This is a genomic window from Planctobacterium sp. AWM4_229, assembly GCF_056160305.1.
The window spans coordinates 38,739-64,874 of record NZ_JBSWWX010000010.1; the positions used below are offsets into that span (position 1 = coordinate 38,739).

22 protein-coding genes and 1 pseudogene are annotated in these 26,136 nt (G+C 46.5%); 9 read left to right on the top strand and 14 right to left on the bottom strand.

Annotated features, from left to right (window positions below):
* Window positions 1-11 precede the first annotated feature (11 nt).
* Window positions 12-662, top strand: a complete 651-nt coding sequence (locus tag ACXAGP_RS19500) for a response regulator transcription factor (protein WP_475263313.1) — start codon at window positions 12-14, stop codon at window positions 660-662.
* A gap of 130 nt (window positions 663-792) precedes the next feature.
* On the top strand, window positions 793-2,157 hold the full coding sequence (locus ACXAGP_RS19505; protein ID WP_475263315.1) for a mechanosensitive ion channel family protein: 1,365 nt from the start codon (window positions 793-795) through the stop codon (window positions 2,155-2,157).
* 159 nt (window positions 2,158-2,316) lie between these two features.
* Here ACXAGP_RS19505 and ACXAGP_RS19510 read toward each other — a convergent pair whose 3' ends face one another.
* The 3 genes and pseudogenes from ACXAGP_RS19510 to ACXAGP_RS19520 form a co-directional block, all read right to left on the bottom strand.
* Window positions 2,317-2,823 (bottom strand): toll/interleukin-1 receptor domain-containing protein, encoded by a 507-nt coding sequence (locus tag ACXAGP_RS19510; RefSeq protein ID WP_475263316.1) that lies wholly within the window; start codon window positions 2,821-2,823, stop codon window positions 2,317-2,319.
* Between the two features lie 9 nt (window positions 2,824-2,832).
* Window positions 2,833-2,973: pseudogene (locus ACXAGP_RS19515) on the bottom strand (helix-turn-helix domain-containing protein); the annotation flags it as partial.
* A 192-nt stretch (window positions 2,974-3,165) separates the two neighbouring features.
* Window positions 3,166-6,594, bottom strand: coding sequence for a PAS domain-containing hybrid sensor histidine kinase/response regulator (locus ACXAGP_RS19520; RefSeq protein WP_475263318.1), 3,429 nt, complete (start codon window positions 6,592-6,594; stop codon window positions 3,166-3,168).
* Between the two features lie 131 nt (window positions 6,595-6,725).
* Here ACXAGP_RS19520 and ACXAGP_RS19525 point away from each other — a divergent pair, with 131 nt between their 5' ends.
* The 4 genes from ACXAGP_RS19525 to ACXAGP_RS19540 all read left to right on the top strand — a co-directional run bounded on the left by ACXAGP_RS19525 (window position 6,726) and on the right by ACXAGP_RS19540 (window position 11,330).
* Window positions 6,726-6,992 carry a DUF4212 domain-containing protein gene (locus ACXAGP_RS19525; protein ID WP_338291097.1) on the top strand — a complete coding sequence of 89 codons (267 nt, stop codon included), beginning with the start codon at window positions 6,726-6,728 and terminating at the stop codon, window positions 6,990-6,992.
* A gap of 9 nt (window positions 6,993-7,001) precedes the next feature.
* Window positions 7,002-8,708 carry a sodium:solute symporter family protein gene (locus ACXAGP_RS19530; protein ID WP_475263320.1) on the top strand — a complete coding sequence of 569 codons (1,707 nt, stop codon included), beginning with the start codon at window positions 7,002-7,004 and terminating at the stop codon, window positions 8,706-8,708.
* A 98-nt stretch (window positions 8,709-8,806) separates the two neighbouring features.
* The gene (locus ACXAGP_RS19535; protein WP_475263322.1) at window positions 8,807-10,672 is read left to right on the top strand and encodes a DUF294 nucleotidyltransferase-like domain-containing protein; all 1,866 of its coding nucleotides are present in this window, start codon (window positions 8,807-8,809) and stop codon (window positions 10,670-10,672) included.
* Window positions 10,641-11,330, top strand: coding sequence for a 3'-5' exonuclease (locus ACXAGP_RS19540; protein ID WP_475263323.1), 690 nt, complete (start codon window positions 10,641-10,643; stop codon window positions 11,328-11,330). The genes ACXAGP_RS19535 and ACXAGP_RS19540 overlap by 32 nt, the downstream gene beginning before the upstream one ends.
* A 3-nt stretch (window positions 11,331-11,333) precedes the next feature.
* On the opposite strand, the gene ACXAGP_RS19545 is transcribed toward ACXAGP_RS19540, so the two are convergent.
* Both ACXAGP_RS19545 and ACXAGP_RS19550 read right to left on the bottom strand, forming a co-directional pair.
* Window positions 11,334-11,819, bottom strand: coding sequence for a hypothetical protein (locus tag ACXAGP_RS19545; RefSeq protein ID WP_475263324.1), 486 nt, complete (start codon window positions 11,817-11,819; stop codon window positions 11,334-11,336).
* A gap of 51 nt (window positions 11,820-11,870) precedes the next feature.
* Window positions 11,871-13,250, bottom strand: a complete 1,380-nt coding sequence (locus ACXAGP_RS19550; RefSeq protein WP_475263325.1) for an alpha-amylase family glycosyl hydrolase — start codon at window positions 13,248-13,250, stop codon at window positions 11,871-11,873.
* Window positions 13,251-13,586: 336 nt separating this feature from the next.
* On the opposite strand from ACXAGP_RS19550, the gene ACXAGP_RS19555 reads away from it, so the two are divergent.
* Both ACXAGP_RS19555 and ACXAGP_RS19560 read left to right on the top strand, forming a co-directional pair.
* Window positions 13,587-14,489: a class I SAM-dependent methyltransferase gene (locus ACXAGP_RS19555; protein ID WP_475263326.1), complete on the top strand. Its 903-nt coding sequence runs from the start codon at window positions 13,587-13,589 to the stop codon at window positions 14,487-14,489.
* Window positions 14,490-14,491: 2 nt separating this feature from the next.
* Complete coding sequence (locus tag ACXAGP_RS19560; RefSeq protein ID WP_475263327.1) at window positions 14,492-15,433, top strand: N-acyl amino acid synthase FeeM domain-containing protein; 942 nt, start codon at window positions 14,492-14,494, stop codon at window positions 15,431-15,433.
* Window positions 15,434-15,467: 34 nt separating this feature from the next.
* Here the strand turns inward: ACXAGP_RS19560 and dbpA are convergent, their stop codons facing one another.
* From dbpA to ACXAGP_RS19575, 3 genes are all read right to left on the bottom strand, one after another.
* Window positions 15,468-16,847, bottom strand: coding sequence for an ATP-dependent RNA helicase DbpA (dbpA, locus tag ACXAGP_RS19565; protein ID WP_475263328.1), 1,380 nt, complete (start codon window positions 16,845-16,847; stop codon window positions 15,468-15,470).
* A 139-nt stretch (window positions 16,848-16,986) separates the two neighbouring features.
* Window positions 16,987-18,378, bottom strand: a complete 1,392-nt coding sequence (locus ACXAGP_RS19570; protein ID WP_475263329.1) for a M16 family metallopeptidase — start codon at window positions 18,376-18,378, stop codon at window positions 16,987-16,989.
* A complete protein-coding gene (locus ACXAGP_RS19575) occupies window positions 18,362-19,708 on the bottom strand; it encodes a M16 family metallopeptidase (RefSeq protein ID WP_475263330.1) in 1,347 nt (448 codons plus the stop codon). The genes ACXAGP_RS19570 and ACXAGP_RS19575 overlap by 17 nt, the downstream gene beginning before the upstream one ends.
* Window positions 19,709-19,877: 169 nt before the next feature.
* Here ACXAGP_RS19575 and ACXAGP_RS19580 point away from each other — a divergent pair, with 169 nt between their 5' ends.
* Window positions 19,878-20,717, top strand: coding sequence for a formyltransferase family protein (locus ACXAGP_RS19580; protein WP_475263331.1), 840 nt, complete (start codon window positions 19,878-19,880; stop codon window positions 20,715-20,717).
* 1 nt (window position 20,718) lies between these two features.
* Here ACXAGP_RS19580 and ACXAGP_RS19585 read toward each other — a convergent pair whose 3' ends face one another.
* The 6 genes from ACXAGP_RS19585 to ACXAGP_RS19610 form a co-directional block, all read right to left on the bottom strand.
* Window positions 20,719-20,964 carry a hypothetical protein gene (locus ACXAGP_RS19585; RefSeq protein ID WP_475263332.1) on the bottom strand — a complete coding sequence of 82 codons (246 nt, stop codon included), beginning with the start codon at window positions 20,962-20,964 and terminating at the stop codon, window positions 20,719-20,721.
* Between the two features lie 95 nt (window positions 20,965-21,059).
* A complete protein-coding gene (locus ACXAGP_RS19590; protein WP_475263333.1) occupies window positions 21,060-21,953 on the bottom strand; it encodes a carbon-nitrogen hydrolase in 894 nt (297 codons plus the stop codon).
* Complete coding sequence (locus tag ACXAGP_RS19595) at window positions 21,946-23,001, bottom strand: agmatine deiminase family protein (RefSeq protein ID WP_475263334.1); 1,056 nt, start codon at window positions 22,999-23,001, stop codon at window positions 21,946-21,948. Before ACXAGP_RS19595 ends, ACXAGP_RS19590 begins: the two co-directional genes overlap by 8 nt.
* A gap of 130 nt (window positions 23,002-23,131) precedes the next feature.
* Window positions 23,132-23,890: a 3-hydroxybutyrate dehydrogenase gene (locus tag ACXAGP_RS19600; RefSeq protein WP_475263336.1), complete on the bottom strand. Its 759-nt coding sequence runs from the start codon at window positions 23,888-23,890 to the stop codon at window positions 23,132-23,134.
* Window positions 23,887-24,942, bottom strand: coding sequence for an extracellular catalytic domain type 2 short-chain-length polyhydroxyalkanoate depolymerase (locus ACXAGP_RS19605; RefSeq protein ID WP_475263337.1), 1,056 nt, complete (start codon window positions 24,940-24,942; stop codon window positions 23,887-23,889). Before ACXAGP_RS19605 ends, ACXAGP_RS19600 begins: the two co-directional genes overlap by 4 nt.
* 2 nt (window positions 24,943-24,944) lie before the next feature.
* The gene (locus ACXAGP_RS19610) at window positions 24,945-26,132 is read right to left on the bottom strand and encodes an E22 family MetX-like putative esterase (protein WP_475263338.1); all 1,188 of its coding nucleotides are present in this window, start codon (window positions 26,130-26,132) and stop codon (window positions 24,945-24,947) included.
* Window positions 26,133-26,136: the final 4 nt, after the last annotated feature.

Sequence of the window (26,136 nt, forward strand, 5' to 3'; positions counted from 1 at the left end):
GGGGTTCACTGGTGTCGGTTATACTCATTGCAGACGACCATCCGCTCTATCGAGATGCGCTACGCATCTCGTTGGATGCGCGTTTGCCCGGCACCCGTATTCTTGAAGCGGCGGATATGCAAAGTACGCTGAAGCAACTGCAAGAGGCATCAGATATTGACTTGCTCCTGTTGGATTTGCACATGCCCGGCAGCGATGATTTATTTGGTTTGCTGCATATTCGCAAGCTACATCCAGAAGTGCCTGTTGCGGTGGTTTCTGGCCTTGAACAAGTGGAAATTGTTAGCAAGGTTATGAACGCAGGGGCAATGGGATTTATCCCTAAAATAACGCCTGCTGCAGAAGTGGTAGACGCCATCAATCAAATGTTACAGGGAGAAACTTGGTTGCCGGAACGAGTGGCCGGGCAAGTAGATGATAGCGATGATGAGTTCAGTGCATTGGCAGATAAAGTCGCAACACTAACACCCTCGCAATATAAGGTGTTATGCCTGTTGCGCGATGGTTTACTCAATAAACAAATCGGTTATCAATTAGGTATTGCTGAAAAAACCGTAAAAACCCATGTTACCTCTGTTCTGCGCAAGCTGGAAATTACCAATCGTACCCAAGCGGTGCTAATCGCTAATCAGTTAAAGTTACAAGCACCTCAGCAAAACTAATTGCTTCAAACAATCTTCCTTTATTATTTACGCGTTTTTCTTGCGTTGTCATGCATAACTGCGCTAATAGTGATTCATTAAAATAAAAATTTCTTATCTGACCTGACAGGAAGCCCTTGGCATTTACACTATGAATAGCAACGAAAACCACGCTGAGTCATTTGAAGCAACAACTCAATCCCTCAGCACGACCTTAAATAACTATGTCGTTGTGGCTCAAGAGGCGGTATTGAGCATGGGCTTTATAGTGCAGTTATCCATTATTCTCATTATATATTTGTTTGCCTTTTTACTGGCCGGACAAATCCGCGCTCGTTTTGGTGCCGTGAGCAAACCACCAGAGCAAGGTGCTCATACCTTAAAGGTTTTGGCGTATAAGTTAACCGGTATTATTTTTCCTATATTGTCGATTTCCTTCCTCAAACTTTCCACGGTGCTGGGTAAGCAATATCAGTTTGACGATTGGCTGCTAAACGTTGCATTGGTGGTTGCCGTGCTGTTATTTCTTAATACCTTGGTACGGGCACTGGTAGACAGTAAAAATATCGCTACCTTTATGCGCTGGGTGATTTTGCCTGTGGTGTTCTTGCACTTAGTCGGCATCTTACCGGGCATAGTGGCGGTGATGGAGTCTATGTCTATCAACGTTGGCAATGTTGAGGTGTCCAGCTATGGGGTCGCCAGGGTTTTAATCTTCGGCGTAGTATTGTTTTGGTTAGGTCGCGCTTCCAGAAACGTCGGTAAAGAACTTATCCGCAACCACGAAAAACTGGACGTCACTACCAAGGAAGTCTTCACCAAAGTCTTTGAAGTGGCGCTGTTCTGCGTGATGTTCGTACTGCTGTTAAACATCATGGGCATCAACCTGACAGCACTGGCTGTTTTTGGTGGTGCGGTCGGTGTGGGCTTGGGGTTAGGTTTGCAAAGTATCGCTTCAAACTTTATATCCGGCATCATCATTTTATTGGACCGTTCACTGACTATCGGCGATTTTGTAGAACTGGAAGATGGCAGCAAAGGCTTTGTGCGCGAGTTTCGGATGCGCTACACCGTGTTAGAAACCTATGATGGCAAAGACATTCTGGTGCCCAATGAGAAGTTCATTAACTCCTTAATGATCAACTGGACCCACAAGGATCCCAAACAGCGCTACCGCATCGATTTTAGTGTCGCTTATAAAACCGATATCCGTGCCATGTGCGACATTATTAAAGAGGCTGTGGGTCAGCATCCGCAAGTGATCAGCGGCGAAGACATCCCTTTTGAAGAACGCCCCGATTGTGAGATTGATTCTTTCGGCGATTCCGGTGTGAACATGTTTGTGGAGTTCTGGATGATTGGCATCGACGATGGTAAGAACCGCGTCGGCGGGGACTTGCTGTTGATTGTGTTCGAAACTCTGCGAGAGCACGGCATTGAAATTCCGTTTCCACAACGGGAAGTGCGGGTGTTGGACAATTCTGCGATTACCATGCGCAATACTACTTCTGAGTGAGGTTACACTATTACATGAACAAGGGAGCCGATGGCTCCCTTGCTTTATGGCTGAAAGGTTTTTAATTCGCTCATTTACTATTACATTATCGCGCAGGTCGAGTCTACTTTTGCTGACTTAAGCTACTCTCTTTTAACCTACTGTGCGTTATATTTCCTCTTAGAGTAATTCCTCTATTCTCTGGGCAAGAGCATCGTATACAAGCTCACTTTCATGTTCAGAAGCTGCAATTAGAGGTTCTTCAGGTGAATTAATCGCTTGAAATCTTGCTAGTGAACCTTCACGGACAAACCTACATGGTTTGAGAATTACGGGGATAATTGTTGCACCATCGGCTTCTGCTTTATCAAGTAAAGGTGGTAACTCATTGTCAACTATAAAATCAGACGCTAGAAAGTCTGCGCTTATCAATAATATTGCAACTTGAGTCTTGCTTAACGCTTTTTCGATTTCTTTTCTCCACAGTTCTCCAGCGGAGATTCGAGTATCGGACCAAGATTCAACCAAGTCTTTCTTCTCAAGAGGCTTTAAGTGGACGCTCATTCTGTCAAAGTAGTCTCGGTCACGATGTGAGTAACTTATAAAAACTTTTTTCCTACTTGATGTCGATTTAGATTTCTCTGCACTTGGAATTTCGCTGTCTGAAATTTCCAATAAAGTCTTCAAAATATCCAGTCGGTCATCGTTAATACCTATTGGACTTCCTCTCTCCGCTAGAGATACTACAGGTTGTGAAACACCAAGCTCCTTAGCAAGAGTAACTTGACTTATACCTTTCTCTTTCCTTTTTGACTTGATTACTTCACCAAATCCAATTCAATTTATCTTGCTCACAATACTCCCTTACATATTTTTCAGTTGAATTTACAAAATTGATTATATTGTCTAATTTTTTCTCGGCAATTAAATTGAACATTAATCTTCTTAATCATATTTGAGCTATTAATTTGTGACCACAAAAAAAATTATAGACATATACGTAACTCGTTAATTTTTATAAATTATTGCTCAAACCCCAAAGCTCTTCAGTAGCGCCCTTAATTTAGCCGGTTTTACTGGTTTCGGCAGGTAGTTAACCTGCGCCGCTTTGGCAGCATTGATTATCCTTTCATCTCGCTCAGCGGTGATAAGCACTGCGGGGATTGTTTTGTTTGTGTTTTTCCTTGCGTACTCAATAAAATCCAGTCCACTGCGCTGCTCGCCCAATTGGTAGTCTACTAAAAGCACATCCGGCGGGCTTTCGTCGAGAAACTTTGTGGCCTCTTCAAAGCTCTGAGCTAACAGGGTTGTTATTTGCCAGCGGGACAGCAAGGTTTGCATGGCATCCAGATTATGGGCATCGTCATCCAAACACAGCGCCGTGAGTTGTTTGAGTTTTTGCTGGTTGCTGTCGGTTTTAGTTTCAGCGACTTGCGGTTTTTCGGTAACTGGCAAAGTCAGCGAAAAGCAACTACCTCGGCGCAACTGAGATGTCATTGTCAGCGGCATGTTCAATAGCTTGCTCAGGCGTGCCACCACGGCAAGTCCTAACCCTAACCCTGATTCTTGCCCTTCATGAGCGCGATAAAAGTCCTGGAAAATCTTTTCTTGATTGGCTTCTGATATGCCTTCGCCAGTATCCCACACTTGCAGTAGTAGTTTTTCGCTACGTTTGCGGACAGTGACCAGCACACCGCCTTGATGCGTGTACTTCAACGCGTTGGATATCAGGTTGCGTACAATGCGATGCAAATAAACCGGATCAGCCATCACCCAGCAGTCTTTTGGACAACATAATTTAAGCTTTAGTGCTTTGTGTTCTGCACCTGATGTGAATTCATTGATAAGCCCTGACAATAACTCACGGAGATTTTGCGCGCTGAGCTTGGGGGTGAGGGCGCCTTGGTCTAAACGGGCAATTTCCAGAAGCGTAGCGATCAGCGTTTCACCCGCCTGCAGGCTCTGTCCAAGCTTACCCAGCGTCGCTTTTAAATCTTCAGACATGTTCATATCTTCGGTTGCGGAGAGATATAGCTTGGCGGAGTTGATGGGCTGCAATATGTCGTGACTGGCAAGAGCCAGGAACTGAGTTTTAGAGGCATTGGCTTGTTCCGCTTGTTCTCGTGCCACCATCAGTTGTTGTTCCACTTCTGCCCGGCGTTCAATTTCGCGATGTAATTCCGAGTTGATGGCTTTGACTTCATCGGCACGAGAAGAAACGCGTTTTTCCAGGTCAATGTTGGCCTCTTTTAGCGCGGTTTGAAACTCGATGTGCTCTGAGATGTCGTTAAAGCTGGTGACAAAGCCACCGTGGGGCAGTGGATTACCGATCATTTCAATCACCCGGCCATCACTGCGCTGACGCACGAACTTATGGGGCTTACCGGCCCGAAGGTGTTCCATGCGTTTGTGTACCAGGCTGTCGATATCGCCAACACCGCATTCGCCACGCTGGGCGTTGTAACGCACCAGCTCTTCAATGGGCGTGCCCACTTTTACCATCTTGTCGGGGTAGTTAAAAATGTCCAGGTAGCCCTTGTTCCAAGCGATCAGGCACAGATTTTTGTCAACCACACTAATGCCTTGGGCGAGGCTTTCCAGGGAAGCAAAAAGGGTGTTTTGATTGGCCTGGATGGCCTGGGTGGTATCATCGAATACCGTTACCAGTTGTTCAAAATTCATTTGCTGATTGTTCAGCACGGCATTGATCAGTAAGTTGGAACTGGAAGCACCAATCACCCCACCTAACGAACGCTCACAAAACAGAACAAAGTCTTGTAGTGGGGTATCGTCGGGGTGAATGCTTTGCTGCTGCGAATGTTCAAAATCTGAAAGTAACTGCTGAGTGCGGTTGTTGCCCAGGAAGGTTTTTAAGACAGTGATCAAATCTTCGTTTTTGATACGGGTTTGATTCGGGCTGAGCACACCCGGGGGGCTTTCCTGCGATGCCACGAAGCTACGGGCCTGTAGCTTATCCATTAAATTGGGTTCAGCCATCAGGGAAAATACCACAAAAAACACCAGGTTTACCGCCAGGGCTAGCGACGCGGTAATACTGATGAGTTCACTGCTGAGTCCGGTTTGTAATTGCGGATGATTTGCTCCGGTGAGGAGCGGAAACAATAGCAATAGCACCCAAGCAAAGATACCGGCGATTAAACCCGCAATGACGCCATGGGCATGCGCCTTTTGCCAATAAAGACCGCCAATTATGGCCGGGGCTAATTGCACCACCAGTGAAAATGCCAGTAATCCTATGCTGGACAGTGGCATATCTCCTGACAAAAAAGTGTGATAACTAAAAGCCATCAAGAGAATACCTGCGATTACTGCACGTCGCAGCCAGAGAATAAAATGTATGTGAGATTTTTGGTGTTTTAAGCGTTGTGATTGATTGAGTAGTTTCGGCAGAATAACATCGTTACTTACCATGGTGCTCAGGGTTAATGTTGATACGATAATCATAGCCGTGGCGGCTGCTAACCCACCCAAAAACACCATGGCTTGCATAAAGACATTGTCAGCTTCATTGGCGATAGCCAATACATAACTATCAGGTGATACCTGACTGCCCATAAATAAGTTCGCACCAGCAGTTGCAATGACGGGGATCAGTAATGCGATAAGGGCCAGATAAGCCGGAAATAACCATCGTGCCGTATGCACGTGGTTAATGTTTAAATTGTCGATAATGGCCACGTGAAATTGGCGTGGCAGGCAAAGTACGGCTATCGCTGCAATCAGGGTTTGTAACCAAAATGGGATACTGGCGAAGCTATTCTCTACGGCGCTTTGAGTGAAGAACTTATCGCCTAGTGAAAATTCATTGAAACTGATAGTCCACAAGGCAAATAAAGCAATTAGACTCAAAGCCACAATTTTCAAAACTGACTCAAAGGCGATGGATAGCATCAAACCATGGCGATATTCGGTGACATCGGTTTTGCGCGTCCCAAAAATAACACAGAAGACTCCGATAAACAGCGTAGCGGTGAGCACGATTAGGGATGCATTTTTTTCTCCAGAGACAAGACTGAAGGCCGTTCCTATAGCCTGCAGTTGCAACGCGATGTAGGGAATAGTGGCCAGCAGCACAATCACGGTAACCATCAAGGCCACCATTTGGCGTTTTCCATAACGCGATGACACGAGGTCCGCTATGGTGGTCACGTGCTGTTTTTTACTGACGTTGATTAGCTTGATGATCAGTTTATAACCAAACAGATAAAGCAGAATAGGGCCGAGCAATATTGGCAGATAGTTCCATTGATTGCGCGCGGCTTCGCCTACCGCACCAAAGTAAGTCCAGGCAGTACAATAAATAGCAATAGCAAACCCATACACGAATGGGTGAGAGCTTAACCGTTTGGCTTTGGGGCTGCGTCCGTCTCCCCAGCTTCCCAGCCAAAATATAAATCCAAGATATGCGGCAGCGAGAGCAAACCATAAAAATGTCATGAGTTATGCGTTTTGTTTTTTTGTGCAGTTTAGCACAGCTAATCGGGACCAAAGTCTTATTGGGACCAAGGTCCCATTTCTAATACTGCCAAACCCAACTATCTTAACCCTGTACCTTTGGAGATAGAACGATGGCATTTGAATCAGAAGAACAAAAAACGGCGTACTGGCGCCGCAATATCCAGTTAATGCTGACCTTACTTGCGGTTTGGTTTGGCGTCTCATTTGGCTGCGGCATATTGCTGGTGGATGTACTCAACCAGATTCCATTCTTTGGCTTCAAATTGGGATTTTGGTTCGCACAACAGGGTGCGATATATGTCTTTGTGGCGCTCATTTTCGTTTACGTGGTGAAAATGAACCAATTAGACAAAGAATTTAACGTAAGTGAAGAGTAGGAGAAGGGCATGGGTATTCAAACAATGACCTTCATCGTGGTAGGTATTACTTTCGCGATGTATATCGGTATTGCAGTCTGGGCTCGAGCAGGCTCTACCAAAGAATTTTATGTTGCAGGTGGCGGTATTAATCCGGTGGCCAATGGCATGGCAACCGCCGCAGATTGGATGTCGGCTGCTTCGTTTATTTCTATGGCGGGGTTAATTTCTTTCATGGGTTACGACGGCTCTGTTTATCTACTGGGATGGACTGGCGGTTATGTGCTTTTAGCCTTATGTCTTGCACCTTATCTGCGCAAGTTTGGTAAGTTTACCGTACCGGACTTTATCGGTGACCGTTACTATTCTCAAACTGCCAGAACGGTGGCAGTAGTGTGCGCTATTTTTGTCTGTTTTACTTATGTCGCAGGTCAGATGCGCGGCGTGGGTGTGGTGTTTAGCCGCTTCCTTGAAGTGGATATAACCATGGGCGTATTAATTGGTATGGGGATCGTATTTTTCTACTCCGTTCTTGGAGGCATGAAGGGCATTACCTATACGCAAGTGGCACAATATTGTGTGATGATCTTTGCCTATCTGGTGCCTGCGGTCTTTATTTCAATCATTATGACTGGGCATGTGATCCCGCAGTTTGGCTTTGGTGGTGATCTAGCCGATGGCTCTGGGGTTTCGCTGCTGCAAAAACTGGATGGGCTTTCTACTGAGCTCGGATTTACCGAATACACCTCCGGCACTAAGAGTATGATTGACGTATTCTGTATTACGGCGGCATTGATGGTGGGAACTGCGGGTCTGCCTCACGTTATCGTGCGCTTTTTCACGGTACCGAAGGTGCGAGACGCCCGTAAGAGTGCAGGATGGGCACTGGTGTTTATTGCTCTGGTATATACTACAGCACCAGCCATTGCGTCATTTGCTCGGGTAAACATGATTGAAACCATCAATGGCAAAGAGCAAACGGGTACCGAATACACTGAGGCGGCTTCCTGGATTAAGAACTGGGAAAAAACCGGCCTGATCCAGTGGGAAGACAAAAACGGCGACGGCAAAATGTTTTACTCTGGTGATGAGCGCAACGAAATGAAAGTGGATCGCGACATCATGGTACTGGCCAATCCTGAAATTGCTGACTTGCCAGTGTGGGTTATCGCGTTGGTGGCGGCGGGTGGTGTTGCTGCGGCGTTATCGACGTCTGCGGGCCTGTTATTGGTGATTTCTACCTCGGTATCCCATGACTTGTTGAAACGCAACCTGATGCCGCAAATCACCGATAAACAAGAGCTGTTTTATGCTCGCCTGGCGGCTGCTATCGGTATTGCCATTGCAGGTTATCTGGGGATTAATCCACCTGGCTTTGTAGCGCAAGTGGTAGCCTTTGCCTTTGGCTTGGCAGCGTCTTCATTCTTCCCTGCTATCATCTTGGGTATCTTCCACAAGCGCATGTCCAGCAAGGGCGCCGTGGCAGGTATGTTAGCGGGTATCGGGTTTACCGCGGCCTACATTATTTACTTTAAGTTTGTAAACCCGGCGGCGAATGTTCCTGACAACTGGTTCCTGGGCATTTCGCCTGAAGGTATTGGTACCATTGGCATGCTGGTGAACTTTACCGTAGCCTTTATCGTGTATAAATTGGGCGAAGAAGCGCCCGCTGATGTGCAGCAGATGGTGGAAGACATCCGCTATCCGAAAGGGGCAGGTGAAGCACAGGCTCACTAGTAAATTTTAGTAAGTTTTGTAAAGTCAGCGTCTCGGCAAAGCACTAGTAAAGGTGTTTTCCCACAGAGCCGCTTTGTCGTTTTACGAGAAACCTGAGCATGTCAGATTTACCCAAACACACAATTGATTTTTTTACGCAAGTTGCCCCGTGGGATTCTCTGTCTCAAACGGAATTATTCAGCTTGATCCAGTCTGCCAATTTGGTCTATCTGAATGAGGATTCATTGCCGCTGTTGGATACACAGCAGCGATTGCAGCATGGAGTTCTGTTGATTCAAAGCGGTGAATTTGAGGTGGCCAGTGACAATTCTGGCGCTGCGCCTTCGCGGCGTTTTATCAGTGAGTCTGAATACGTTTTTCTGCACAAGCCCGAATTTCTCTCTACAGAAGCGGTTGAATTCAATACTGAACAAATCACCAAAATACATACCCCGGGTTTGGTGTTTTGCCTGGATATTCAGATTTTGCAGGCATTGGCTGAACAAAAAAAAGCCATCAAAAGTTTCTTCCTCGAATTGCTCAAATCACTGCGCAGGGAAGAGCAGCACTTTTCACAGTCAAACTGGCAGGAAGCTAACCTTTTTGAGTTGTGTCAGCGTGATCTGATCACCGTCACAGAAGAGACGACTATCGCAGAGTGCGCTCAAATCATGTCCCATAAGCAAGTGTCCTCGGTACTGGTGTGCCAGCAACAGCGGCTGTCGGGTATTCTCACTGACAAAGATTTGCGCAGCCGGGTATTAGCTAAAAGCCTATCGGCAGAGTTACCTGTAAAGCATGTGATGACAGTTAACCCCGAGGTGGCTTATCCTGAACAGGACTGGCTGGATGCTGTGTGTTTGATGTCAGAGCAAGGTTTTAGTCATGTCCCCATCGTGGACGAGCAGCATAAACCCCTGGGAATAATGACCAAGTCTGATGTTATCAATCAGCAAAAGTCCAATATTGCCTGGCTCATCAAATCCCTCTCTCGTGCTGCTAACCTCTACGAACTCATCCAACAGGCCTGGCAAATCCCTCACTACATTCGTTTTAGCATGCAAGGTAAGCAAGGCTTTGCCACTGTAGGGCAATGGTTGGCGCGAGCCACGGATGTTATGACCCGTCGTCTTATCCAGTTTTATACCCGCAGTCATGGTCCTGCACCGATGGCGTATTGTTGGCTGGTGTATGGTAGTCAGGCGCGCAAGGATCAACTTCTGACTTCTGATCAGGACAATGGCCTGTTGTTAGCCGGAGCACCTAATCCAGAGCAGGCAGCCTGGTTTAAAGGGATGGGGGAATATGTTTGCAATGGCTTGGCGAAATGCGGTATTGCCCTTTGCAATGGCAACATCATGGCCAGTAATCCGGAACTCAGATGTTCTTTAGAAGAAGCAATCGAAGAAGCACGGCGGTGTGTCACTGAACCTGATACTGAACGTTTATTGCACTTTAATATATTTTTGGATGTACGCTTGGTGGAGGGTTGTGAAGACCTGTTTTCGCAACAACAAACCCATCGTGCTGAATTGTTTAAAAAGCCGTTATTTTTAGCGGCGTTAGCGCGGGAAGTGAATAGCAACGACATTCCGCTAAACCTGTTTCAGCGTTTTGTCTATGAAGAGCAGCAGGAAGGCAAAAAGATTAATCTTAAAGTGAAGGCAGTGGCGGTGGTGAATAGCATTGTGCGCTTGTATAGTTTGTCGCAAGGGATCAAGTGCGCCAGCACCCCGGAGCGTTTAGCTGCGCTGTCGGAAAAGGGGATGCTTTCAGCGAAAGATTGTACCAATTTGAAGAGTATTTGGTTCTTTCTCAATGAATTGCGACTCAATAGCCAGCTTAATCAAGCGCAACCAGATAACTTTGTGGATGTGACGTTGTTAACACCATTGGAAAAATATCAATTGAAAAAAGCGCTGCAAAGTATCAAGCGAACCCAGTCAGCGCTGCTTGTTAAATTTAGCGCGGGACTGGGAGGTTAGCAGTTTGCTCGGGCGCTTCTTCCAAAAATATCTTAAGCCAGAGCAATCCCACTACAAATTACTTAATTTGGAATGGTCTCAGTTACCGCTGTTAGCAATTGATCTGGAACTCACAGGGTTGAACCCGAAAGAGGATAAAATTCTGTCTGTTGGATGGATTGAGGGGGTCGGTAGCAGCATGACACTTTCCTCTGCGTTTCACACCCATATTCAAGGTGCGCAGCAACTGAAACAAAGTCCGATTATTCACGGGATAACGGCATCAGAAATTGCCGAGGGAGCTTCCATAAGAGCGCCATTGGAAGTGTTAGCCAAGTATGCAAAAAGCCATGTCTGGGTAATGCACTGCTGCACTCTAGATTGGCAAATGCTGCATAAAAGCTATATGGAACAACAAATGTTATCTCCGACGCCGGTGATTGTGGATACCTTATTGCTAGAGCGTTATTTACTGGCTAAATCGGGAGATACTCATAGCCCGGTGGATTTAAGCCGGGCAAGATTACGTCACGGTTTGCCCGAAGCACATGCTCACAATGCATTAGATGACGCCGCGGCGACCCTGGAGTTATTATTTGCCCAGGTGAGTCGATTGGGGCTGACAGCTCAAAGCAATATCAAAGCCATTAAACACACCGGGGCGGTTAAAATACCCTAACCTTTAACGACGAGTACCTTTCCCTAAGCGCACGATACCCACGGTAAACCCCTGGTCCTGAAATACCGCACTTTTACCTGGTGGGAGTTTTTGCTCAGAAGAGTAATCGACGGCTTCACCACTGGTAAAACGCGTGCGCAGCTTAATGCTAAAGGTATCGTTGTTTTCATCTTCGGCGGCAATCATGCCGGTGGTTCTGGCGCGATTATCAGGTTGTATTGCCGCGTTTACGGGAGACAACCCGGCGGTAGGCACACCAAAGGAGCGGGTGCGTTGCGAATTCATTTGCGCGTAAAATTGCCCATAAACCGCTTCCGTAGCATCGTTACACACTACAATGGCAAAGCGATTATCGGGGCCGTTAAACATGTTATTAGCCTGTTCCACCGCACTGTTTTGCAATGCCACCAAACGCTGACAATTTTGGGCCATCGCTTGCCCGGAGAAAAGACCTGTCAAAACTGCAAGAAGCAGGACTTTTTGTTTCATAAAACCTTCCACGTTTTGCGCAAAAGCTAAGTATACGCGCAAATGCGCAGATTAGTTCTGCAAAATTTTAAATCCCCAAGGCGGTAAGGTCATTTCGCTGTTTTGATTGAAGTTTAACTTTACCTCTGAAAACACATCTTGATACTCACCGTGATACAGGGTTTCTTCGAAGGACACTGTTTGAGCGCTGTCTGAGAAGTTAAATATTGCGAAAACCTTGTCGCCGTCTTTTTTTCGTACAAAACTCAGTACCTGTTTTGCTGCCGTATTGGGTACGTGTACCATGCGGCCGCCATACTGACCATTCCACAACGCTTTGTTGTTTCGTTTTAATGCGAACAGCGTTTTATACAGTTCACCTATGGGATGGGGTTTCCAGACAATAGGATCTTTTTCAAAGAAAGCTAAACGCTTGGCGTTTCCGGCCTCCTGGCCGTTGTACATCATGGGGAAACCTTCCCCTACAACGGATAAGGCAATCACCGCATCCAGCGCTTCACCATAATTCTCAAACATGGTGCCTTCCCAAGCATTGCTGTCGTGATTGGCCACATGCACCATGCGGTACGCCTCTGCGGGAAAGGCGCTTTCATTCCATGAATAATAAACAAACAAACCGCCAACATCGGCATGGCCTTTAACAATCTCATGCATGGTTTTAGACCAGGACCAGGCGTAGGTCATATCAAAGGCTTCTGCGTGTAAATCACGAGACTCCCATTCTGCCAGCATCAATACTGGTTTAATAGCATCCAGTTCTTTGCGCACATTGTTCCAGAAATCTACCGGGACGAAACCTGCTACATCACAGCGGTAGCCATCGATACCCACTTCGGCCACCCAGAATTTCATAGCCTCTGTCATGTATTTGCGCAGTTCGGGCTGGCTGTAGTCTAAATCAATGATATCCGACCAATCCCACCAAGGTGTAGGACGAAAGTCCCCTTTGTAATCCCGGTCATACCATTCAGGGTGTTCAAAACGCATCCAGTTATCCCAGGCTGTATGGTTTGCGACCCAATCCAAAATCACATACATGTCTAACTTGTGAGCCGCATCTACAAAGGCTTTTAAATCTGCCAGGGTGCCAAATTCAGGGTTCACCTTCATATAATCTTTTACTGAATAAGGGCTGCCCAATGTACCTTTGCGATTCTCTTCGCCAATGGGATTGATGGGCATTAACCACAGCACATTAACACCGAGTTCTTTCAATCGAGGTAGTTGTTGCTGCGCCGCGGCAAAGGTGCCTTCCGGGGTAAATTGGCGGGTATTGATTTGATACAGTACTGCGTTTTTGGACCAGTCTGGTGGTGTTATTTTAACGTAAGGCTGAGGTTGGTAGGGAGAGGGCGCTTTAGAGGTTGCTCCGCAGGCAGTAAGTAAAATCAAAATGATACAAGTAAAAAGCGCACGAAGTCGGTTGGCCATAGCTAATTTCCCTAATCCAGACGGAACAAAAAATAGTTTTTAACTATAGCTACGGCGCGGCAGAACGAGCAATGTTGTGCATACGTATTCACTACAGGAGCATAGGAGTAGAGATTTTAAATATAGGGTTTGTGTTTACCTCAAATTATACGATTTCAAGTACTTTGCCCCATAGATACGGATTATGATTTTAAGTTTATGACCAGAACACCATAGACTTTTTGGCTTTTGGGCTTTAACTTTCAATTAAGGAAAGAGTTTAACCATAATTACACACCGAGATGGTATGTTGTGATATCTGGTTGAGCGTAAAAAATACTGACGAAGGAAGGTACAGTGAAAGACAATGAAGCAAGTTCTACCGCCTATACCGTGTTGCAAGGATTGCTGTTTGTAGCGGATAAAACGGAATTTCGTCATTTGGTGTCGAGCCGAAACCGTGAGTTAGGTATTCACATTCTGCAAAGCTCTGAGCAGGGGCGTAAAAGGCTTAAACAAATCCATTCTGCTGTCGGAAAACTGTTTCTACCGTTATTAGAGCGCTTACTTTTGCCCTCTATTAGTCTCCATTACGCATTGCGCAAGGCGTATATTGAAAAAAAAGTTCGGGAGGCTATTGCCGCCGGTGCTACACAGGTAATTAATTTGGGAGCAGGGTTCGATACCTTATTGTACCGTCTCGCAGAAGAAAACGATAAGCTCAATTGTATTGAAATCGATCATCCCGCAACGCATCAGGTTAAAAAGAGGGCGTTAACTTCCGGTCAATTAAAAATGAGTAATCTGCATTTTTTGCCAGTGGACTTTACCCATCAAACCTTACAGCAAGAACTTGGACAGTTTAGCGCCTTTGCCCCGCAAGAAACTACCGTATGTATCGTCGAAGGGGTGTTCATGTATCTGACACCAGAGCAAATCTACAATGTACTACAGTCTCTGCAGGATTTGCTTGGTAGCAGCCCCAGACACCTGGTATTTACGGCAGTAGAGCCGGCCAGCAACCACCCAGATTCTTATGGACCACTATTGAAGTTATACCTGAAAATCAAAGGTGAGCCGTTGAATTGGTTGTGTGATGAAAATCATTTAAAAGCCTTTGTCGAACAGTCTGACTTCAAATTACGAGAAACTGCTGACAGTGAAGTGTTTCGGCGGCAATTTGTTCCTGATTACAAAGCGCGTTTGCACAAGGGCGAATATGGGGCTTATGCCGTCTCTCACTCGGCAAGGAGGGCCTAGCTATGCCGATTTGTATGCGCCTTGCGGACAGCACGGAAGAACTTGATAGCGTATTTCGATTGCGGCACTTAGTTTTTGTGGAACAGGAAAAGATATTGCAGGGCAACAGTGAAAAACGACTATACGACAGGTTTGATGCATTCCCTTCTTCGGTGCAAATGATTGCTCAGCACAACGGGCATACGGTTGGGGCTTTTCGCTTTTCGATAGATGATTCTTGTGGATTACCCGCGGATGATTATTTCGACTTTCGTCCCTTCGTACCCAAAAACGCGAGACTCATGCATTCAGGTATGTTTTGCGTTCATAAGGACTATCGTGGCGAAAAAATTGCGATGGGACTCATATTGATGGCTGCGTATTACGCTATGTCCAACAACATTACTCACGTTGTTGCTCCCATTAATCCCACTATCGCCCCCTTACTCAGGCGTATTGGTTTCAAAAAGGTGGGTGAGCAATTTCACGATCCCCATCTTGATTACCAGGTTTTACCTTTGCTGATGGATTTGGCTGATATTAAAGACTTTTTCGTGGAGTTTATTCGCCAGAATAAATTGCATGATTTCATCATGGATTATCAACGATGGTTCTGTAAGGCTGGCGAGACAATCGTAAAAGCCGGAGATGATGGAACTGAAGCGTTTATTATTATCGATGGTATTGCGGAGGTGAGATTGCCTGGTAAAAATACAGTACTCGCCACCCTTGAACCGGGAGAAATGTTTGGTGAACTGGCGCTTATAACGGGGGATAGCCGTAGCGCCGATGTGGTGGCCAAAAGTGACTTGCAAATGATGGTTATGACCAAAGACGTCTTCTTGAAGCGCTTCGTGGAAGATTCCAATAAAGCGCTGGCATTGATGCGTATGATCAGCAAGCGCAGTCAAAGTATGATCATGAATATAAAATATGGTCACTTGGCCCGTGATGAGACCAGATAACCTGAGTAAGTGCTCTTTTCTGACACATTGTGGCTCAGGCCAGTTTTCTTGCTTTACAGCGACGACCTTTAATTTTGCCTTCTTTGAAGTAATTCAAGGTGCGCTTAACGCTGCGTACTTTAACCGCCACAAAGGAGTGGGTGGCGGTGATTTTGATTTTGCCTATGTCATCGCCGGGAATATCAGCATCCTGTGTCAGCGCACCTAAGATATCGCCGGGGCGCAGTTTGTTCTTTTTGCCAGCATCGATAGCAACCGTTTGATATTTCGGCTCGATGATGCGATTGGCGTGAAAACGCAGGGCCTGAATGCCTTTCCATTTGGCTTTTTGTTGTTGCAACTCTTCAATGGCGCGTACAAAGTGAATTTCTTCTGGTGCTGCAAGCGTAACGGCCACTCCCTCGCTATCGGCGCGGCCGGTGCGACCAATGCGATGGATGTGGGCTTCGGATTCCATGGCTACCTGATAGTTGATCACCAGGCTCACGCTATCAATATCCAAGCCGCGCGAAGCCACATCGGTTGCTACCATAATCAGTTCACTTTGGTTGCTAAAGCGAGCGATTACCTGATTGCGCTCTTTTTGTTCAAGATCGCCGTGCAAAGCGATGGCGCTAAAGCCCATCTCCCGCAAATCATCTGCCAGGTCCTGACAAGCCACTTTGGTATTGCAAAAGATAATGCAAGATTCCGGTTGGTATTCAGAAAGTACCGCAGCGGTGGCTTTGGTTTTATGCTCTTTTTGCACTTCGAAGAAAGTCTGTTCAATCTTCTTGTTGTCGTGAGTGGTGGTAACTGTGACCTCAACGGGAGAGCGTTGGATGTCCTGACTAATGCGTTTGATGCTATCGGGGAAGGTAGCGGAAAATAATAAGGTTTGGCGTTCTTGAGGTACTTCCCGGATAACAGTGGTCATCTCTTCTTCAAAGCCCATATCCAGCATGCGGTCGGCTTCATCCAGTACCAGGGTTTTCACATGCCACAGGTTCAGATGACCTTTGTCTATAAGGTCCATGATACGTCCCGGTGTGCCGACGATTACATGGGCACTGTGCTGCAAAGACTGAATTTGTGGACCTATGGCGGTACCGCCATACAACGTAAGTACTTTCAGGTTTGGCATACGCTTGCCCAACTTGCGAATTTCTTCGGCAACTTGCTCTGCCAATTCACGGGTAGGACACAGCACCAGGCTTTGCACGCCAAAGCTGCTGGTATTGGTTTTTTGTAATAGCCCCAGAGCAAAGGTCAGGGTTTTGCCACTGCCGGTTTTTGCCTGTCCTAACACGTCTTTTTCCACCAGAATTTCTGGTAAAGCTTTCTGCTGGATTTCAGTCATCGTTTTAAATTGCATATTATCCAAAGCTTCAAGCAAAGCAGGAGTAAGCGGAAGTTGACTAAATTGGCTGGACACGAAACACCTTTGAACTGATAAACCAGAATTGGCGGGGATTATCCCGGTTATTGCCAAAGGGTACAAATTTAAATCGCCCGGGGGCGTAAAAAAGCCCGGCGAACCGGGCTTAAATCTGTCAAAAACAACGATTCCTGGATTAAAAGGAAAACCCCGGAGCGGTAATATCCACTTCGGTAATGTCACCGTATTTTTTCACAATGTCTTTGATTTCTGCGCTTTTACCAATGATGGTAAATTGCAGATTGTCTTGCGGAAAGTACTTTGCAATGAGTGCTTTACTGGATTCGCTATCCAGCTTGTCCACATTGCTTTGGAAATTGTTAATAAAACTCTCATCAAAGCCATAGATGAACATGTCCCCGAGTAACCCGGATAATTGCCCTGAAGTTTCGTATCTGGGCGGGAATAAGCCTTTCACATAAGCTTTGGCCGATTTTAAGGTGGCATCATCCAGACCTTTCTCCCACAATCTGGCGTAGGTGCTTAAGGCTAAATCTATCGCCGCTTCGGTGTTTTCAGTGGCGGTAAAGGTGGAGATGTAGAAGTGACCAGAATGTTTCATGGCACTAAAACGACTTCTGGCACCGTAGGTTAAACCCGAATTAACCCGAAGCTCATCGTTTAACCACGAAGTAAAGCGACCGCCTAAAACCGTGTTAATCACACTTAGCGCGACAAAATCGGCATTGCTGCGCGGGATCCCCAAACCACCGATATAAAAGGTAGTTTCTCGAGCATCATCTTTATTCACCAGCAGTACGCGATCTTTGTCAAAGCCCTCTACTACCGGAAATGCGGTTTTGTTTGCGGCTTTGCCAGTACCCCTCCAGTCAGCAAACAACCCTTCAATGTTGGCTAACATGGCTTTAGCGTCGAAATCACCCACAATCACCAATGCTGCGTTTTCCGGACGGAACCAACCTTGATAAAAGGATTTTAAATCATCCAGTGTCGCTTTTTCAGTGGACTGGGCATCCCCACCGACAGGATTGCTATAGGGGTGTCCCCCGTAAATCAACTGGTTGTTGTATGAAGCAATAACATTGCGAGGGCTTTCTTTTTGACGTTTCAACGCGCCCAGGTAACGAGATTTGTATTTATCAAATTCAGCAGTATCGAATAGCGGTGCTTTAACTACATCGGCTAATAATCCGAGGATTTGTTGCTGGTCTTTCCTGGCAAACGACGCGGAAATACGGCTGTCGTCCAGTGATACATCCGTATCAAACTCAGCGCCGACAAATTCCAGGGCTTCTTCGAAAGCGTTTTTATTGAGTTTACCGGCACCGAATAACATATTTTCGGTGGTCATAGTGGCCAAACCGGCTACATCGCCATCTCGGGTGGCACCAGCATTAAACACCACAGTAGCGTCAATTAATGGCACCTCTTTTTGTTCCATTAAATACACTGTCAGACCGTTATCAAGCGCCATTTTTTGGTATTCCGGGAGGGTGTAAGCTGCAAATGCTTGCCCGAAAAAACAGAGGATGAATCCTGAAAGTAAAGTTTTATAGATCGTTTTCATGGCTGTCCTCCTTGGAATCCAAAACACCTACAGTGCGGTTTTTCTTAATCAGATAGGTTCTCGCAACCCGCTGAATATCTTCTTTAGTGACTTTTTCGAAGTCTTCCGGAGCACTGAACATCTTTTTGTAATCGCCGTGGAATAGTTCATGGCGACCTAACATATCCGCGCGGTTATTGATGGTGCCAACGTCGCGGTAAAAATTAACAAGACGTTGGTTTTTCACCTTTTGCAATTCTCTTTCAGTAACGCCTTCTTTGGCTACCTTGTTAAGCTCTGCGATGATGGCTTTTTCCAAGGTTGTTGCATCTGCAGATTGACTGGCCACGCCATAAACATAAAACAGGTTTGGATCGAAGCTATCAAACGCAAATGTTGAAACACTGTCCGCTACTTGCTGTTCGAATACTAATGAACGCATTAAACGCGAGCTGTTGCCTGAGGACAGAATGTCGCTGAGCAATAACAGCGGATAATAGTCTTCATGGGCGTTAGGCGGTATGTGAAAACCCATCATGATATTGGCACTGGTAACCGATGGTTTTTGCACATAAACCCGGCGCTCGCCTTTTTGCTCAGGCTCTACTGTGTGGATCTTACGCGGAGGTTCTTGAGCGGGAATTGGCTCAAAGTACTTTTCTGCCAATCGCTTAACTTCGTCGGTATCCACGGCCCCGACAAAAACAGTGACAGCATTATTAGGGGCATAAAAGGTTTTGTGGAAGGACTTTAAGTCTTCCATGCTCCAGTTTTCAATATCCGAAGCATGGCCAATTACTGGCCAACTGTAGGGATGGGCGCGAAATGCCGCGTTTTTAACTTCTTCCCAAATAGTTCGGAAATTGCTGTTTTCCAGGCCAGTGGAACGCTCGGAAGTAACTACGCCACGTTCACTTTCCACTATATCCGGATCGAGTGCCAGGTGCTGGATGCGGTCGGCTTCCAAATCAAACATCACTTCGATGGCATCAGCCGGGTACCAGTTTGTGTAAACCGTCAGGTTTTCGCTGGTATAGGCATTGTTTGCTCCGCCATTGGCCTCCATGGTTTGGTCGAACATTTTGGGGCCGTATTTTTTAGCGCCGTTGAACATCATGTGTTCAAAAAAGTGGGCGATTCCGGTTGTGCCGGGATATTCGTTGCGGCTACCCACCTTCCAGAAAATGTACATGTTGGCATTGGGGATGGAATGGTCTTCCATCACCATGATGGTCATTCCGTTTTTAAGCGTGAATTTGGTCACGTCTTCGGGCGACATGGCGGCGTTTGCATTGAGGGCTGAGCCCATCAATAACAGCAGGCCAAAACAGGAGCAAAGTCGTTTGAGCATGGCTAACCTTTGAATGTTGTTATTTTGAGGCAAAACCTTAGCCTGGAATGACCCTAATGGGAATTGGAAGTGAACGCAAATTGCGTATAAATATTTAACCGATGTTGTAGATTATGGTTACAGAATGTTTTGCGCTATGGTTAATTGAATGCTTTTTTAAGAGGCACAGATGAATATCACCATTCTGGCAAACCGCGATTTGCACGCTAACATTGCCCTTAACCTGTTGCGGCCATTGTTTAAACAGCACCAAATCACGCTATTTCTTTCTGAATCGGTGGGCCTGGCAAAACCGGGTTGGCAAATACCACAGGCGCTACAACAGCTTAAATTCATTGAACAAACGTTGTTTAATCAAGTTGTAACGCCATTAGTGGAGCAGCAAAAACATCAAGACCGATATCTTTCATTTAATGAATTTGGTGAGCTTAGTGGCAATGGTTGCCGGAGGCTGGAAAAGATTAATAGTCCTGATGGACTTGAAATTTTTAAAGCCTCTCAGCCTGATTTGGTGCTGTCTATTCGGTTTGGCAAGATTATCAAAGCGCCAATTATCGCTATCCCCAAGCTTGGGGTATTGAATCTACATTCTGGTTTGTTACCCCAATATCAAGGCATTTTAACTACGTTACACGCCCTCATTGCGGATGAACCTGAGGTGGGCTGTACACTGCACTATATTGATTCGGGGGACATTGATACCGGCAATATCATTCAAACTGCCAGTATTAAAGTCGATAAAACCCTATCCCTTTTTGGTCATGTTCTGCAGTTATATCCATTGGGTATCACGATGATCATGGATGCCATTGCAAAGCTTGCTCAGGAACAGTCGCTTGCCAGTGAAGCGCAAGATGTATCAAAACAGCATTATTTTGGCTTGCCAGACACGCAACACTTTGAGGCGCTGGAAAAGCGAGGTTTTGCGCTATGGCAGCACGAAGAGGTGTTGCAAGTGTTGCAGCGCTATCTGACGCCCGAACTAATCAGTGGCTTGTCACTGAATTAATTTAGCTTTTCAGTTTTGCCAGAAAACCGTAGTAGCCTGCAATCAGGCTGATAGTGCCATACCAGAATAACGAAAAATAATATTTAACCGGGTTGCCCTGTTCGGAAACAATTTGTTTATTGGAATTGGTATCGTAATGATATTGGCCATCCAGCAGTGTAGTGACAAAGGCCAATAAAAATGCCAGACAAAAAATACGCGCAATCAAACGCCACTTTTTGTCACTTACCTGTTTGCTGAACCTCAATTTATTTCCTTCAAACTTTTTTCCTTAAACTGGCGGCGGGAGCCAGATGATGCGTCGACCTGTTATCAACTTTTATGGTCGACGCATTAGCACCACTAGCTTCTCCAGCGTTTGGTGAGATCCTGATAATCATCAATGCGACGATCTCGGAAGTAAGGCCAGATGCGGCGCACTGATTCGCAGCGCTTCATATCGAAGGTTACCACCAGGTTTTCTTCTTTATCGACAGGCGCGCTGGCTAAAATCTCTCCTTGCGGGCCAGCAATAAAGCTTTGTCCCCAGAACTGAATACCTGGATCCCCCTCAATCGGCGATGATTCGAATCCGGTGCGGTTGGCCACCATTACCGGCAGTGAGTTGGCAACCGCGTGCCCTCTTTGAATGGTTTGCCAGGCACCAAACTGGCGCTGTTGTTCTTCTGGTGTATCGTTTTTATCCCAACCAATAGCTGTTGGGTATAACAGAATTTCTGCTCCGGCCATGGCCATTAAACGCGCCGCTTCCGGATACCATTGATCCCAGCAAACGAGAACACCTAAGCGACCCACTGAAGTTTCAATAGGGGTAAAACCCAAATCGCCGGGGGTAAAATAAAACTTTTCGTAAAATCCCGGATCATCGGGTATGTGCATTTTGCGGTACTTGCCCACCATGCCCTGTTTGCCATCAAATACTACCGCGGTATTGTGATAAAGACCCGCTGCGCGTTTCTCAAATAAAGACGTCACTAATACGATGTCTAGTTCTGCGGCTATTTGGGTAAAATAATCGGTGGCGGGACCGGGAATGGGTTCCGCCAGATCGAAATACTCGGTATTTTCTTCCTGGCAAAAATACAGGGTGCTGTGTAGCTCTTGTAACATCACCAACTGGCAACCTTTTTGTGCGAGGCGCTCAATCTGTAGTTTACTGGCTTGCCAGTTTTTGCCCTTATCGTTGTCAGCAATAGCTTGCTGTACCAGACCCACTGTAAGCATACGGTCACTCATAAACTGACACTCCGTGATGTAATTGTTCAATAATTTCAGGTTTTAAGGTGTTTGTGGGTACTTGCATACTAATGCAGTGCAAGCTGCCGTATTGTTGTACCAATGCCCGGCAGTTAACTGGCACAACCTTATAGTCCGGGTAGGCTTTTTCCAGTGTTTGTATTGCCAGACTGTCTTCCGGTTCACCATAAATCGGGGCAAACACATGCTTATTGCTCAGCAAATAATTGGCATACGACGCCGGTAATCTGTCGCCGTCGTCATTAAATATTTCCGGTAGCGGTAGTTCAAATATCTCACATTCCGGCAGGGCAGTTCGACACTCTTCCACCAGTGCCGCTAAACCTGCGAAGTGGCTATCTTCCGGGCGGTTAAATGCCGACTGTATCACCAGGTTGTTTTTGTGGGTAAAGCGCACCAGGGTATCGATATGGCCATCGGTATCATCACCTTCAAGGTGACCATTTTGCAGTATCAGCGTTTTGCGGGCGCCTAGCTGCTCGGCAAATAGCTTTTCGTAGTCGCTAAGTCGTATCTCGCCATTGCGCTCAGGATTACTTAAACACAGTGCGGTAGACAGCAGTAAACCGTCGGCATTGATTTCCAACGCTCCACCTTCCAGCACCAGGCCATATTCCGTGATCTGTTTTCTGCACATATCCGCCAGATAAGCACAATTAACGCGGTTGTCTTTGTCGGCATTAAACTTGTTGCCCCAACCATTGAAGGTATAGCTGACAGGGTAACGGTGGCCACCCAGATCACAGGTTAAAAATCCGTAATCGCGGATCCAGGTATCGTTGTACTCAGCAGGCACCAGCATTACCTTAGCGCTGGGGTGCAAGCGCTCCTGTAAAAAGGCAATTTGCTCTGGACGCGCCAGCAGGATCACCGGACAAGAATAGGTGTTGATCTTATTAATAAGCGAGATGTAAGTCTCTTGTACATCTTCCAGCCAGTTTGCCCAATCGGTTTTGGCATCTGGCCAGCTCAGCAAAATCGCTTCCTGGGAAACCCATTCAGGTAACAGTCGAGGTACGGATTCCATAATGTATTTAGTTAGAGATAAAGAGCACAATTATAGCGCGAGAGATGGCAAAAAGTTTAGCTGAGATTTGATAAAAACAAGGGGAAACTGAAAAAGCTTCCCCATCGCAAGGTTTGAATGTGCTGAAGTATTAACGCACGGTCCAGCCGCCATCCAAAACCAATGATTGGCCGGTCATATTGCAAGCTTCTTTGGCCATTAAAAACTGCACTGTGTGGGCAATTTCGCTCACGTCGATAAAGGCTTTTTTAGGCATGGGCTCCAGCATGATATTGTTGATCACTTCTTCTTCACTAATGCCATGAGCTTTGGCCTGATCAGTTATCTGCTTTTCTACCAGTGGCGTTTTGACATAAGCAGGACAGATGGTGTTGATGGTGATGTCGGTATCAGCGGTTTCTAGCGCCATGACTTTAGAAAAGCCGGCCAGACCGTGCTTTGCCGCTACATAGGCAGATTTATAAGGTGATGCAATTAAACCGTGGATAGAACCGATATTGATAATTCGGCCAAAGGCCAGGTTACGCATACCCGGTAATAATGCCCGAGTCAGGCGAGCCGGTCCGGTTAGTAATATATCTAAAATAAGCTGCCAGCGGTCCATGGGGAACTCTTCCAGTTTACTCACGTGCTGAATTCCCGCGTTATTAATGAGGATATCCACGGGGCAATCTAGCTGTTGCACCAGAGCATCTATGTCTGCTTGAGACGTGACATTCAATACATGAGTTTGACAATGAATATCCGACTCCAGTAGCGTCTCCCGTGCTTTAGCCAGAGCATCCACATTCATATCGGTCAAAATGAGTTGGTGCTCTTTACCTAAGATTTTTGCGATGCCAAGGCCAATGCCACTGGCCGCGCCAGTAATAAGAATGGTGTGCTTCATTGTGCGGCTCCTGTCGCGCGCGTTGCTTGCTCCTGGGCTTTCTTCACTAACTGAGTGTTGCTTTGCAGTGCGCCTACAAGGGCCATTACTGTGCTGATTTGTGGGCCGGATTGCTCCGCAAAATCTTCGCCCGTATAGCCCCACCAATCCCAGCAAGCAAGCGGATTGAGAGGGTTATTGGATGCGGTTTGTGGGTATAGCACCACCTGGTTATATTTGTCTGCGGCAGCGTTAAAGCCACCATGGACGATATAGTCAGTGCCGATTGTTGCCTCGTTTTGTTGGCAACCATGAAAACTGACATGCAAGTCACAAGCAGCACCTGATTGACAAGCTTCTGGCACATATAACCAGCCATGCTGAGCCAGTCCGGTGGCCCTTCCGTCAACCTCAAGGTTCTGTGCTACCTTGTATAGTTGACCTTGAGTTCTGTTATTTTCAGGCGTGGAATTCGGGTTCAGCCAGGCCATGATTTCCTGTGCGGAATCGTAATTACACTTACTGATAAAGGGCGTTGTAGTGGTTGCACAATCAACCCCAAAATCCTTTGTGGGTAAGCCGTGATTAAAGGCTTTGTCGGCTACAAACTGGATATTTTGTTCTGCTACTAAGCCCTGATATTGGGTGTGTAGAGTCTCGGTCACTGACGCGCCAACGCGATTATCCAATGTGCCATGTAGTAACCAAACCCGATCACCTTTAAGATTTGCTGGTGCTGCGATTTTATTGTCTTTGGATAAGTTGTTTATGTCGCTTTGTAAATCTTGTTCAGCTAGCGCACTACCATCGGCAAGGCATTGTTTCATGGCTACCATCAGGTTGCCTGCGGAACATCGATAAGGACCAGCCGCCACGATACCTGCGCCTGAAATCTTATCGGCATGGGCAACATGCATCTGATTGGCCATGTAGCCTCCAGAAGACACACCGGAGACGGTGATTTTGGGGCTTAATTTGAGCTCCAATGTTTGCGGCTTTGCCATGCTCATGCTGGATAAAAGTAGCGAAGTCATCAAGCTGATTTGTAGCTTATTGGTTGTTAACTTGAACATGCTTATTGCTCCAGAAATTGTTTGAGGGTGTCAGCCTGTTGTTGCACATTGTAGATGCCATCAAGGTGGCCCCAGTCGCCGTTTATCTCTGCATATTTTGAGGATTTACCTGCTTGTTGCAGTGTCTTATGGGCCTGATGTGCCATTTCAGGGAACAGCAACAAGTCACCGCTGGCGGGCAGAAATAAAGATTTTGCCTGCACTTTTTGCAGCGCTTTCTCTAAATCACCTTCGTGGCCCGCCATAAACAATTGACAGGCCCGCACTAGATACAAAATATGGTTGGCATCCATACTGGCGGCGCGCTTACTCGCTGCGTTATATAGCCAATCTACTACTTTGAAATTGCTGCGGATGTCCATTGCGGGTGACTGTTCCAACGCTGAATGTTCCGGGTTGAGCTGATTGAAAATACGTGGGTGCATGGCTTCCTGGGTGATAATGGCCAGGGATTGAGTTAAGCCCTCCAGCGGAGCTGAGCCGGAATAATAGTTGCCATCCTGCCAGTTCGGATCGCTAATAATGGGGTTGGCCCATTTTTGTAATCCCGCAACCAGCCAGGCATCCGATTGCGCAACCCCTATCACCGATATCATGCGCTCCACCATATCGGGGTAGGCTACAGCCCATTCTATCGCCTGCATAGAACCCATCGAAGGGCCAATCACGGCGTGCAGTTTTTTAATACCTAAGCTGTCCAGTAAGGCTTTTTGGGTGTTAACAAAATCGCGAATGGTTACCACCGGGAAATCTAGTCCCCAGGGTTTACCCGTTGCCGGATTAGTGCTGGCAGGGCCGGTAGTGATCACCTGTTCGCTATAGGCGCTGACGTTTGCCAGAGTGTCCATACTGAGTACAAAATACTGATTGGTGTCGATGGCTTTGCCCGGACCAATAATGGCATCCCAATAGCCTGCATTGGCATCCTCTTCGGCGTATTTACCGGCGGCATGTGAGTTGCCGGTAAAATAATGGGTGATCAGGATCGCGTTAGATTTATCGGCATTCAGTTCACCGTACGACTCCCAGCCAAGCCTGATTTGTGGAATGGTTTTACCATTGCTGGTGGTAAAGTTTTCAAGCTCCAGGGTTTGTTTTTCAACTAAAAAATTGGCCTGACTTATCTGACAGAACAGCAATTGACAGAGGACTAACAAACTGAGTTTTTTGATAAAGGTTGGCTGATTCATAACA